We start from the raw sequence: 12,643 nt of genomic DNA on the forward strand, positions 1-12,643 counted from the left end.
CCCGACGAGCCACCCCCGCCGGAGAAGCCGCCCCCGTCGAAGCCGCCGGAGACGCCGCCGCTCCAGCCACCCGAGGATGGCCCCGGCAGGATGATGAAGCCGCCTCCCCCGCCCCGGCGCCCACGGTTCATCCGGTAGACGACGAACAGGACGACGAGGAACAGCACGATGAAGATCACCACCTGTCCGGGATCGGCCTCGTCGCTGCGCACCTCCGCCTTGCGGTGCCACGCCTCGGCGTCGCCCGCGACGATCGACAGCATGGCGTCGACGCCCGCATTGATGCCGCCGGCGTAGTCGCCCGTCTTGAAGCGCGGCGTGATCGCGGTCGTGATGATCACCTTCGAGAGGGCATCGGTCAGGGCGCCCTCGAGGCCGTAGCCGACTTCGATCCGGACCTTGCGTTCATTGGGGGCGACGAGGAGCAGCGCCCCGTTGTTGGTCTTGGCCTGTCCGAGCTTCCAGGCGCGGAACAGGCGGTTGGCATAGTCCTCCACGGTCCGGCCCTGCAGGCTCGGGACCGTGGCGACCACCACCTGATCGGAGGTCTTGTCCTCGTACGCCTTGAGCTTGGTCTCGAGGACCGTCCGGTCTTCGGGCTTGAGGATGCCGGCGCCGTCGACCACCCGTCCGGTCAGGGCGGGAAAGGTCGGTTCGGCGGCACCGGTCTGCGCGAGGGCGAGGCCGCTGGTGGCTGCGACGAGCCAGAGCCCGAGGATCAGCCGCGTGGCGATCGACCGGATGGCGGATGTCCCGGCGCCGCCCGAGCGCGGACGGCCCGAGTGCGGACGGCCCAAGCGCGGGCGATCCATGGCGGGCTAGAACTTCACGTTCGGCGGGCGCTCGGAATTGGGCGTCGCCGTGAAGGTCTCCATCGGCTTTGCCTCGGGGTAGAACCAAGCGGCGATCCAGCGTCCCGGAATGGTCCGGACCTCGGTGTTGTAGTCCTGTACGGCGCCGATGTAGTCGCGGCGCGCAACGGCGATCCGGTTCTCGGTCCCCTCGAGCTGCGATTGCAGGGCGAGGAAGTTCTGGTTCGACTTCAGCTCGGGGTAACGCTCCACCGTCACGAGCAGGCGACCCAGGGCGCCGGAGAGCTGGTTCTGGGCGTCCTGGAATTCCTTGAATTTCTGCGGGTCGCTCACCGTGGAGGCGTCGACCTTGACGCTGGAGGCCTTGGCCCGCGCCTCGGTGACGCCGATCAGCACGTCCTTTTCCTGTTGGGCGTAGCCCTTCACCGTCTCCACGAGGTTCGGGATCAGGTCGGCCCGGCGCTGGTACTGGTTCTGCACCTCGCTCCAGGAGGATTTGGCCCGCTCCTCCAGGGTCGGAACCCGGTTGATCGCGCCGCAGCCGGTCAGGGTCGTGCCCAGGGCGAGAGCCGCGACGGCGATCCGAACCCTGCCGAGCCAGGCCCGGACGGGGCCCGTCGTCGGGGTGACGACACCTGAACGCATGCTTGAACTCCCTGCAAACCGAGCGCCGCGCGAGGATGGGTCCCTCACCGGCACGTGATCACACATAGGCACGCTGGCGCTGCGATAAAGACGCACAGGGAAAAACTTGGCCGTTCACGGGAAATCTTGGTCGAACCCTGCCGAGGCCGGCGCCTCGGGGTGCCCCGGCGTGCGTTTCGGTTGACAAGCCGGGGGCGATCGGTCGCTTTACCCGCCATGGACGAAACGCCCCGCCCATCGCCCGAGAAGCCGCGGGTTTCGATCACCTACTGCACGCAGTGCCAGTGGCTGCTGCGGGCGGGATGGATGGCGCAGGAGCTCCTCTCCACGTTTCGGGACGACCTCGGCGAGGTGGCGCTGGTTCCCGGAACCGGCGGCGTGTTCGTGATCCTGTGCGGACCGCACCTGATCTGGGATCGGACGCGCGACGGCGGCTTTCCCGACGTCAAAATCCTGAAGCAGCGCGTTCGGGATCACCTCGCGCCGGAGCGCGACCTCGGACATATCGATCGCGCGGGCGTCGCGCGCCCATGAGCAATCCGCCTCCGGGAGAGACCACGACGGGGCGCCGCTGGTGGGGGCCGAGGTCGCTCGCCTCCGCCTTCGCGCGTGTTCGACAGCGCGGGTTCTCGACCCAGGTCTATCTGGTCGCCTTGGTGATCGCGCTGATCGGACCGGGCCTGCTGTTCACGGCCATCCTCCTCGCGCGCTATGCGGGGACGGAGCGGGCCCGCTTCGAGCAGGACGCCCGCGAGAACGTGCGCAGCATCGCTCTCTCCGTCGACCGCGATACGGCGGGCCTCGTCTCGGTGCTGCAGACCCTCGCCACGTCGCCGCGGTTGAAGGACGGCGAATTCGACAATTTCGACGCTCAGGCGCGCCTCGTGCGGGACGCGGTCGGCCTCGACATCCTCCTGCGGCGGCCGGACGGACAGCAGGTCGTGAACACGGCGGTGCCGCGCCGGGCCCCGCTGCCGCGCAGCGCGTTGCCGTTCGATCGCGAGATCGCCTCGGGCAGTCAGCGCGCCGTGGTCTCCGGGTACGTCAAGGGCATGAAGCCGACGGACGCGACCTACGCGGTCGCCGTGCCGGTGTTCGGCGAGGGCGGCGTCACCCACATCCTCAGCTTCACGGTCCCGATCAGCCGCCTGGACAGCCTCGTCGCCCGGGAAGCCGTCGAGGGTTGGACCACCGGCCTCTCCGACCGGGACGGGCTCATCCTGGCGCGGCTGCCCGATCCGGACGCCATAATCGGCTCGCAGCGCCTCGCGACGCTGCGTCAGTACCAGACTGCGACGCCGAATGTCTGGGAAGGCAAGGATCGTCGCATGAAGCCCGTGACGGTCGTCGAGGCACGCTCCCGCCTCACCGGCTGGACGGCGGCCGCGATCATTCCACAGGCCCTGGTGGAAGCGCGCCTGCGCAACTGGATCTGGGCCTTCTGCGGCTTCGGCCTCCTCGTGCTGGCGACCTCGTCCATCCTGGCGGTGCACCTGTGGTCACGGGTCTCGCAGCCCCTGCGCCGGCTCGCGGCGACGGGGCCGGCCCTCGCGCGCGGCGAGGTCATCCCGCGGATCACCTCGCCGATTCACGAGATCCGGCGCCTGGGGGACGTGCTCGCGGATGCCTCCCAGCGCCTGCGCCTGCGCAGCGACGAGCGCGACCGGGCCTTGGCGGAGACCGAGCGGGGCCTGAGTGCCCTGCGCGAGAGCGAAGCGCGCTTCCGCCACATGGCCGATTCCGCGCCGGCCCTGATCTGGATGACCGACGAGAGCGCCCAGATCAGCTTCGCCAACATGCATTTCGACCACATGTTCGGCCTCCATACGGCCGCCGTGCTGGCCGGCGAGGACTGGCGCCGGATCATCTTCGCCGAGGATTACGAGGCCTTCGCGACCCGCTTTCGCGATGCCTTCGTGGCCCGGTTGCCCTTCCAGGCCGACGTCCGGGTGGTGGACCAGGACGGCGTCGTGCGCTGGCTGCGCTGCGAGGGGGTGCCGCGGACGGACGATACCGGCAATTTCCTCGGCTATACCGGGTGCAACGTCGACATCACCGACGCCAAGCGCGCCGCCGAGCACCAACAACTCCTGATCCACGAATTGAACCATCGGGTGAAGAACACCCTGGCCACCGTGCAATCGATCGCGGGGCAGTCCCTGCGCCGGCTCGAAGGGCCGGAGGCCACCGCGGCGCGCGCCGCGTTCGAGGCCCGCCTGCTGGCCCTGGCGCGGGTCCACAACGTCCTCACCCGGGAGAGCTGGGACGGCGCCGAACTCGGAAACGTCGTGGCCGACGCCATCGCCCCGCTCGATGCGACGGAGGGACAGCGCTCCCGGTTCGTCGTCTCCGGTCCCGCCCTGCGGCTGCCGCCGCGTCTGGCCCTCTCGATCGCCATGGCGCTGCACGAACTCGGCACCAATGCGGTGAAGTACGGTGCGCTCTCGCAGGAGGGGGGCACGGTGACGATCGCCTGGTCGGTGGAGCGCCAGGCGGAAATCCGCCTGATCCTGCGCTGGAGCGAGGATGGCGGCCCCCCCGTGGTTGCGCCGACCCGGACCGGGTTCGGCTCGCGCCTGATCGAGCGCAGCCTTGCCCGGGAACTCGACGGCGAGGTTCAGCTGCTGTTCGCGGCCACGGGTGTCGTCTGCACCATCGAGGCTCCGGTCCCGCCGCCGACTTTATTGGAGCGCAAGGCGGATCTGATCGGTCCGCGCGAAGTGCCCCTGTCCCGCTCGGCCTGAGACACGGCTCGCTCCGACCGGTCTCCCAACGCGGACGAGCGACCGGGATCCGACGCGCCGCGGGTCGCCCGGCGCCCCTGCCCCGGTGCCACCCTGCATTGTGGGGCCCTGCCCGGCGCCATGATCCCCGGGGTGGTTCAACGACTGAACAGATTTGGTCCAGACTGGTGCCTGCCGCCCTCGCTGGAGGCTGCGCGAAGCTGCGTCCCCGACCGCCCAGGCGAGGCTCAGCATCGTTGGATTGTGTGAAAGTAGACACAGGCCTGAAGCATCTTTCATGCCCGCCTTAATACCGGAGGGACGCGCCTCTCGGTCTGCGCAACGGCCCCTCGGCAGTCGCGGAAGGGCCCTGTCAAGACCGCCTTTAGGCTATAGACTCAGGAAAGATCGAAGTTTTCCGACCTCGGATCTACGGTAGACAACAAGCAGTGATTGCGCCGAGCGAGGTTTCGATCGGTTGCGCTGCACCAAGACTCGTCAAGGCAGGACACGGAACGCTTCTCGACCTGATGTGGATGTCTTGGGCAATAAGGATACATTAATGGAAGACCGGTAGATCACATCGCTACGCCTTACAGGACCAACCGCGATGCTCGGCCTTCCCTTCGCCCGTTCCACCCAGAAGCCACCCGTCACCGAAGCGGCGCCGGAGGCCGCTCAGATCCGCGACGAAGCCCGTCTGGTGCAGGCCGTCGAATCGCTGATGGTGAGCCAAAATCTCGCATCGGTCGATCTGCCCGAGGGGCCGCTGCGCGCCGCGATCGAGCGGTTGCACGCCGATCGCGAAGCCGACCTCCTGCGCAGCCTGGGCACCACCGCCACCGTCGCGCGCGAAGCGTCGGAGGCGGCAACCAACACGGGCTGGATGACCTACGACGTCGGTGAGGTGGCGAGCGCCACCCAGACGATCGCGGGCGCCGCCGAGGAGATGGCGGCGTCCGTGGCGGAGGTGGCCCAGACGTCCGAGACGGTCGTGACCGTCGCGCGGGATGCCCTCGCGGAGACCCAGGCCTGCATCCAGGACGCGCAGAAGGCGCGCACGGCGATGCACGAGATCGATGCCCGGACGTCCCAGATCTCCGATCGCGTCATCGTCCTGGAGCGCGCCATCGCCCAGATCGAGGTGATGGCCACCACCATCGCGGCGATCTCGGCGCAGACCAATCTCCTGGCCCTCAACGCCACGATCGAGGCCGCCCGGGCGGGCGAGGCCGGTCGCGGGTTCTCCGTGGTCGCCGCCGAGGTCAAGTCGCTCTCCGCCCAGACCGCCAAGTCCACCGGGGAGATCCGCGGGCTGCTGAGCACCCTCACCGCCGAGATGGGGGCGATCTCGGAGGCGGTTCACGAGAGCCGCAGCGCCGTCACCACGGGCCGCACCATCGTCGATCACCTCGAACATCGGATCGTCGAGACGAATGCCCGCATCGCCCAAGCCAGCGACCTGAACCAGGCGATCTCGCAGATGCTGGGACAACAGCGGGCCGCCACCTCGGAAATCTCGACCAGCGTGCAGAACATCGCCGCGAAGGCCGCGAAGACCCACGAGGAGATCGAGAAGATCACGAGCCGCCTCGTGCGCGCCGAGGCCACCGGCCAGACGGCGCTGAACACCAATGCCCGCGACGTACCGGTCTACGCCCTGGTGCGTCTGCCGGCCGATATCGGCGCCTGGAAGCGCAAGCTCGCGCGGGTTCTCGTCGGCATGGCGCAGCCGGACCCGACCCTGGCCACCCTGTCGGGACAGCCCGGCCGGAGCCTGAAGACGGACCTGGCCGGGACCGCGCCTGCCGCCCACCCCGCCTTCGCCCGGTTGGTGGCGGCGGAGAGCAAGGCCTTCGCAGAGGCCAGCAAGATGCTGGAAGCCCTGAAGGTCAGCAACTGGGATGTCGGCACCCCCGCCTACCAGGCTGCCGCGGAAGCCATGAAGGAGATGCTGGTCGCCGCCAAGGAGATCGCCGGCTGAGGCGTTCGCTGGCGGAGGGCGCGCCGCGCCGCGGGGCACCAAGCCGGGAACAGGGAAGCGGGTGCCCTTGTCGGGGCGCCCGCTTTCGGCTTCCTTGCGCGGGTCGCCACGGAGCCCACGCTTGACCTCATCCTTCGCCGCCGCCGCCGAGGCCCCGCCGTTCAACGGCGCGCGCTTCTGCCTTGCCGAGAATGCCCGCCTGCGTGCCGACAAGACGGCGCTCATCATGGCGGGCGCCGGCGACGACGTTCGCAGCCTGACGTTCGGCGAGGTCGATCGGGCGGTCCGGGGCATCGGCGCCGGGCTCCGTGCCCTCGGCCTCGCGCCCGGCGCGCGCGTCATGATCCGCATGGGCAACGAAGCGGACTACGTGCTGGTCTACTTCGGCGCGCTGGCCGCCGGCCTCGTGGCCCTGCCCTCCTCACCACAGCTGACGGAGCCCGAGGCCGCGTTCCTGATGGAGAATGCCGGCGCGTCCGTCGTGGTCGTGGGGGCGGGCCATTCCATCGATCCGGCCGGGCTCGGGGACCGCATCCTGCTCCGGTCCGACGACATCGCCGCGATGAAGACCGGCCCGGCGCTGACCGACTACGCGGACACCCGGGCCGAGGATCCCGCGACGCTGGTCTACACCTCCGGGACGACGAGCCGGCCCAAGGGCGTTCTGCACGCCCATCGGGCCATCCGCGGGCGCCGGCCGATGCATGCGCACTGGCTCGGCCTGTCGGAGCACGACGTCATGCTCCATGCGGGTACGATGAACTGGACCTACACGCTGGGCGTCGGGATCACCGATCCCTGGGCCTGCGGCGCCACGGCGGTGCTCTACGACGGGCCGCGCGATCCGGCGATCTGGCCGACCCTGATCGCCCGTCATCGGGCAACGCTGTTCGCCGCCGTGCCGAGCCTCTACCGCCAGATCCTGAAATATGCCGATCTCGGCGCCGTCGATCTCGGCACCCTGCGCCACGGGGTGACGGCGGGGGAGGCCTTGTCGCCCGAACTCCTCACAGCCTGGACCGAGGCGACCGGAAAGCCCCTCTACGAAGCCCTCGGGATGAGCGAGTGCTCGACCTACGTCTCGAGTGGCCCGACGATTCCCGTGCGCCCCCGTTCGCCCGGCAAGCCGCAGCCCGGGCGCCGCGTCGCGATCCTGCCGGCCGAGGGGCCGGCGGATCCGCTGCCGCCGGGAGAGGTCGGGCTCCTCGCCATCCACCGCTCCGAGCCCGGCTTGATGCTGGGCTACTGGAACCGGCCCGAGGAGGAGGCCGCGGTGATGCGCGGCGCGTGGTTCGTGGGTGGCGACCTCGCGAGCCTCGATGCGGACGGCTACCTGACCTTCCACGGCCGCAACGACGACCTCATGAATGCGTTCGGCTACCGCGTCTCGCCGAACGAGATCGAGGGGGTCCTGATCGAGCATCCCGGCGTCGCCGAGGTCGGTGTCGCGGAGATGGCGGTTCGGGCCGACCTCAGCGTCATCACCGCCTTCGTCGTCCCGAAGCCCGATGTCGTGATGGACGCCGACGATATCATGGCCTGGTGCCTCGATCGGCTCGCGACCTACAAGTGCCCCCGCGAAGTCCGCTTCCTCGACGCGCTGCCGCGGACCGCCAACGGCAAGGTCCAGCGCAAGCGCCTCGCCAGCGCCCAAGACCGTGCCAGCTCTCAAGACCGTGCCAGCGCCTGAGACGGCGCGGCGGCTGGGAGAGGCCGCCCCGCCCTGCCCGGATCAGCCGTGCCGAGGCATCCACCGGGCCTGTGGCCCCGACGGCACGCCCGCCCGGAAGGCATCGATTTCCCGGCCGCCGCGCCAATCGCAGCTTGACCCGCCCCATCCGAAATTCTAGATCGACCGCCTGCGGAGACGTGGCCGAGCGGCTGAAGGCACTCGTTTGCTAAATGAGCATACCCCGAAAGGGGTATCGAGGGTTCGAATCCCTCCGTCTCCGCCATCCCCTTCGGTGCCCTGCAAATTCCTGCCGACGCTGCTGACGCGTCTGCGACCGGCTCGTCGCCGCTTTGGTCATGGAACCCTGTCGGATCGGCCAGCGGCGTCATCGCTTCGGGCTCCCATCCTTAACTGTTCCCACGCGCGTCCCGCCCCTGCCCTTCGCGAGGGATCGGATGCGCCAGCTCATGGACCGCTCACGGCCTCGAAGCCTCGGAGCCAGCGGCTCGGCCGCCCTCGCCCGGACAGGGTCCGTGCTTAGCGCGGTAAGGTCGCCGGGATATCGGAAACCCTGTTTCCGAGAGGTGCCTCCACGCGGCGTCACGCGGCCCTTGCCGGGTCAGCCTTGGCGCGCCTTCGCCGATCCGACGAGAAACGGCATCTGCTCTCCAGGATCTCGATCGGTGCGAGGAACCGCGCGGCCGGATCGGCCTGCCTCGATCCGTCCGACAGGTCGCCAGGCCGCGTGTTGCGAGATCGGGCCTGCCGATGGCATAGAACCCGTGGGTGCATGGTCCGAAGATCGGATCCGCAGGCTTCTTCGCTGGTCGGGCCGCCAGCGACGGAGACGCACGACCATGCCACGTCACTTTCGCCCCGCCTCGGTCCTGCGCAGCTTCCTGACGAGTGAAGCCAGCGGCGGCATGATCCTGATGGCGAGCGCGGCCCTCGCCTTGGCGATCGCGAATTCCGCTTGGTCCGACGCGTACTTTTCCACCCTCAAGACCTACGTCGGCGGCCTCAGCATCCTGCACTGGATCAACGACGGCCTGATGGTGGTGTTCTTCCTGCTGGTCGGCCTGGAGATCAAGCGCGAGGTCCTCGACGGACGCCTGCGGACCTGGCCGGACCGGCTCCTTCCCGGCATCGCCGCCCTCGGTGGCATGCTCGCCCCGGCGCTGGTCTACGTCGCGGTGAACCGGCACTCGCCCGAGACCCTGCGCGGCTGGGCGATCCCGACAGCCACCGACATCGCCTTCGCGCTGGGCGTACTCGCCCTTCTGGGATCGCGCGTCCCGGTCTCGCTCAAGATCTTCCTGACCGCGCTCGCCATCATCGATGATCTCGGCGCCGTCGTCATCATCGCGGCGTTCTACACCGCCGACCTGTCGCTGCCGATGCTCGGCGGCGCTGCCGCCGTCTTCGCGGTCCTGTTCGGCATGAACAGGGCCGGGGTCAAACGCCTGACGCCCTACTTGGTCCTGGGGGCGGTGCTGTGGTTCCTGGTGCTCAAGTCCGGCATTCACGCCACCATCGCGGGCGTCCTCCTCGCCCTGACGATCCCCCTGCGCCTCAGTCTCGGTGAGCCGGACGATCCGACCTCGCCCCTGCACACGCTTGAGCACGCCATCCACCCGTGGTCCGCCTATCTGGTGCTGCCGGTGTTCGGCTTTGCCAATGCCGGCGTCTCGTTCGCGGGCATGAGCACGCAGATGCTGCTCGACCCGGTCACGCTGGGCGTGGCCCTCGGATTGTTTCTGGGCAAGCAGGCCGGCGTGTTCGGAGCGGTCCTCGCAGCGGTCAAGCTCGGTCTGGCGCAGCGCCCCGCCCATGCGGGATGGTGGCAGGTTTACGGGTTGTCGCTCCTGTGCGGCGTCGGTTTCACCATGAGCCTGTTCGTCGGCCTCCTGGCTTTTGCGAGCAGCCCCGAACTCGAGGCCGAGGTGAAGATCGGTGTCCTGCTCGGCTCGGGGACATGCATGGTCGCCGGTGCCCTCGTCCTCCTCCTCGCGTCCAAGGCCGACCGGATCGCGATTGCCCGGAAGCGGCACGAGACCCCTGCTTAGAGCCCCGCAACTGTAACAAAGACTGTAAAATCTCTCATCGTGTGCTGATCTCGGCCGAGCTTCGCGCTAGGAAGCATGGAAGGGCGTCGAATAACGACCCCGTGAGGAGGATGCGCATGCTCCGCTTGAGCCGCTGGATCGACGTGCTCAACGAGCGCATCGGTAAGATCGCCGCCTGGGCGATCGTGGCTGCGGTCATCGTCTCCACCTTGAACGCGATCGTGCGCAAGCTGTTCGGCACGTCCTCGAACGCGTGGCTCGAGCTGCAATGGTACCTGTTCGGTGCCGTCTTCATGCTGTGCGCGGCCTGGACGCTCAAGGACAACGAGCATATTCGCATCGACATCCTTTCGAGCCGGCTGTCGAAACGCGGACGTGACCTTGTCGACGTGTTTGGACACTTATTCTTCCTGCTGCCGTTCCTTGCGGTCATGATCTGGCTGGTGGTGCCGTTCTTCCTAAACTCATATAATTCCGGCGAAGTCTCCACCAACGCAGGTGGATTGCTGATCTGGCCAGCCAAGGGGTTGATCCTCGTCGGCTTCGTCCTGCTCGGGCTGCAGTGGCTCTCCGAACTGATCAAGCGCCTGCTCATCCTGTCCGGCCGGATCGAGGACACGACGAGCGCGGGCGGTCATCACGCTGCCGCCGAATCGGAGGCCGAGCGCCTCGTGGCGGAACTCGCGGGCGAGCCCGCGAAGGCAGCCTTCGCGGTCGACCCCAAGGCGGGTCCGAAGCCGGCGCCCAAGGCCTGAGCCAGACATAAGCCCTTCACAGCCCTCGAACCCACCAAGGTCCGATGTTCGCCGAGTTGATCGCCCACAACCTCGCGCCGATCATGTTCGCGACACTCGTCGTGTTCCTGCTGCTCGGATACCCGGTGGCCTTCGCGCTGGCCGCCAACGGTCTGCTGTTCTTCGTGGTGGCGGTCGAACTCGCGCCCTACGCCCCGGACACGATCACCCTGTCCTGGCCGCTGCTGCAGGCGCTGCCGGAGCGGGTCTTCGGGGTGATGTCGAACGAGGTGCTGCTGGCCGTCCCGTTCTTCACCTTCATGGGACTGGTTCTTGAACGCTCCGGCATGGCCGAGGACTTGCTCGACACGATCGGCCAGCTCTTCGGGACCATCCGTGGCGGCCTCGCCTACGCCGTGATCTTCGTCGGCGCGCTGCTCGCCGCCACCACCGGCGTGGTTGCGGCCTCCGTGATTTCCATGGGCCTGATCTCGCTGCCGATCATGCTGCGCTACGGCTATGACCGGCGCCTCGCCACGGGCGTGATCGCGGCCTCCGGCACGCTCGCGCAGATCATCCCGCCCTCCCTGGTGCTGATCGTCATGGCCGACCAGCTCGGCCGCTCGGTGGGCGACATGTACGAGGGCGCGTTCGTGCCCGGGCTCGTGCTCTCGGCGATGTATGCCGGCTATGTGCTCCTCGTCACGCTGATCTGGCCCAAGGCAGCGCCCGGCCTGCCCAAGGACGCGATCGGCTACCGCGAAGAGAACGGCGCCCGGGGCGTCTGGCAGCTCGGCATCCTGGTGCTGTTCTCCGCCGTGATCGGCATCGCCGTGATGGCGCAGACCGGCACGAAGGCCGGTGCGGACTACGTCATCCTGACGATCTGCATCGCGACCGTGGTGGCGCTGGTCTGCGCGGTGATGAACCGCTTCCTCGGTGCGCAGCGCGTCATCGTCTCGGTGTTCCTCGCCGCAGGCCTCGTGAGCCTCAGTCTCTACCTGCGCGCGACGGCGGCGGGCACCTGGGGCCTGGTGGCCGAGCTCGGCGCGGCCGGCGCGCTCTACGCCCTGGTCGTCGGGATCGTCGAGCGCCTGACCGGGCTTCGCCTCATCTCGCGCATGGCGCAGCAGGTCACCTTCGTCATGGTGCCGCCCCTGCTGCTGATCTTCCTCGTGCTGGGCACGATCTTCATCGGCATCGCGACCCCGACCGAGGGGGGCGCCATGGGTGCCGTCGGATCGCTCATTCTCGCCGGGATCAAGCGCATCCTCGACCGCAACCCGGCACGCCTGAACGTCACGCTCGTGAAGCAAGCGACGGAGTCCACCGCTAAGCTCTCGACGTTCGTGCTGTTCATCTTGATCGGGGCGCGCGTGTTCTCGCTGACGTTCTACGGCGTCAACGGGCACGTCTGGGTCGAGCACCTGCTCACCAGCCTCCCGGGTGGCCAGATCGGCTTCCTGATCTTCGTGAACATCCTGATCTTCCTGCTGGCCTTCTTCCTCGATTTCTTCGAGCTGGCCTTCATCATCATCCCGCTGATCGGGCCTGCGGCAGACAAGCTCGGCATCGACCTGATCTGGCTTGGCGTGATGCTCGGGGTGAACATGCAGACGAGCTTCATGCACCCGCCCTTCGGCTTCGCCCTGTTCTACCTGCGCTCGGTCGCCGCCAAGGTTCCCTACCTCGACCGCGTCACCGGCAAGCGCATGGAGCCCATCACCACCGGGCAGATCTACTATGGGGCGATCCCCTTCGTGATCATCCAGTGCATCATGGTCGCCCTGGTGATCCTCTTCCCCGGCATGGTCACGCACTACAAGTCGAGCGGTACCAAAGTCGATCCGGCGGCTGTCCAGCAGCAGCTCGACAATCTGCAGGGGCTGGGAGCCGGCTCCGGCGACGATGCGCCTCCGATCGATCTGGGCCCCCCGAAGATCGAGTGAGCGCGCGGGCCGACCCGTCCGGAGGACTGCGCCGTCCTCCGCAGAGTGCGAACCAGAA

9 protein-coding genes and 1 tRNA gene are annotated in these 12,643 nt (G+C 68.4%); 8 read left to right on the forward strand and 2 right to left on the reverse strand.

What is annotated here, in order from left to right; all coding sequences use genetic code 11:
* The coding region (locus AC0IY1_RS08430) for a TPM domain-containing protein (protein WP_471769150.1) at positions 1-722 on the reverse strand (722 nt) is incomplete at its 3' end.
* Between the two features lie 96 nt (positions 723-818).
* On the reverse strand, positions 819-1,457 hold the full coding sequence (locus tag AC0IY1_RS08435; RefSeq protein WP_471768872.1) for a LemA family protein: 639 nt from the start codon (positions 1,455-1,457) through the stop codon (positions 819-821).
* 216 nt (positions 1,458-1,673) lie between these two features.
* Here AC0IY1_RS08435 and AC0IY1_RS08440 point away from each other — a divergent pair, with 216 nt between their 5' ends.
* From AC0IY1_RS08440 to AC0IY1_RS08475, 8 genes are all read left to right on the forward strand, one after another.
* Complete coding sequence (locus AC0IY1_RS08440) at positions 1,674-1,991, forward strand: Rdx family protein (protein ID WP_471768874.1); 318 nt, start codon at positions 1,674-1,676, stop codon at positions 1,989-1,991.
* Positions 1,988-4,201: a sensor histidine kinase gene (locus AC0IY1_RS08445; RefSeq protein ID WP_471768876.1), complete on the forward strand. Its 2,214-nt coding sequence runs from the start codon at positions 1,988-1,990 to the stop codon at positions 4,199-4,201. Before AC0IY1_RS08440 ends, AC0IY1_RS08445 begins: the two co-directional genes overlap by 4 nt.
* A gap of 589 nt (positions 4,202-4,790) precedes the next feature.
* The gene (locus AC0IY1_RS08450) at positions 4,791-6,164 is read left to right on the forward strand and encodes a methyl-accepting chemotaxis protein (protein ID WP_471768878.1); all 1,374 of its coding nucleotides are present in this window, start codon (positions 4,791-4,793) and stop codon (positions 6,162-6,164) included.
* 121 nt (positions 6,165-6,285) lie between these two features.
* Positions 6,286-7,854 (forward strand): class I adenylate-forming enzyme family protein, encoded by a 1,569-nt coding sequence (locus tag AC0IY1_RS08455; protein ID WP_471768880.1) that lies wholly within the window; start codon positions 6,286-6,288, stop codon positions 7,852-7,854.
* Between the two features lie 173 nt (positions 7,855-8,027).
* A tRNA-Ser gene (locus AC0IY1_RS08460) sits at positions 8,028-8,119 on the forward strand.
* 574 nt (positions 8,120-8,693) lie between these two features.
* The gene (gene nhaA, locus AC0IY1_RS08465; protein ID WP_471768882.1) at positions 8,694-9,902 is read left to right on the forward strand and encodes a Na+/H+ antiporter NhaA; all 1,209 of its coding nucleotides are present in this window, start codon (positions 8,694-8,696) and stop codon (positions 9,900-9,902) included.
* A gap of 116 nt (positions 9,903-10,018) precedes the next feature.
* Positions 10,019-10,657 (forward strand): TRAP transporter small permease subunit, encoded by a 639-nt coding sequence (locus AC0IY1_RS08470; protein WP_471768884.1) that lies wholly within the window; start codon positions 10,019-10,021, stop codon positions 10,655-10,657.
* Between the two features lie 44 nt (positions 10,658-10,701).
* Positions 10,702-12,585: a TRAP transporter large permease gene (locus tag AC0IY1_RS08475; RefSeq protein WP_471768886.1), complete on the forward strand. Its 1,884-nt coding sequence runs from the start codon at positions 10,702-10,704 to the stop codon at positions 12,583-12,585.
* The last annotated feature ends 58 nt before the right edge of the window (positions 12,586-12,643 follow it).

This window comes from Methylobacterium sp. AC690, from assembly GCF_979256535.1.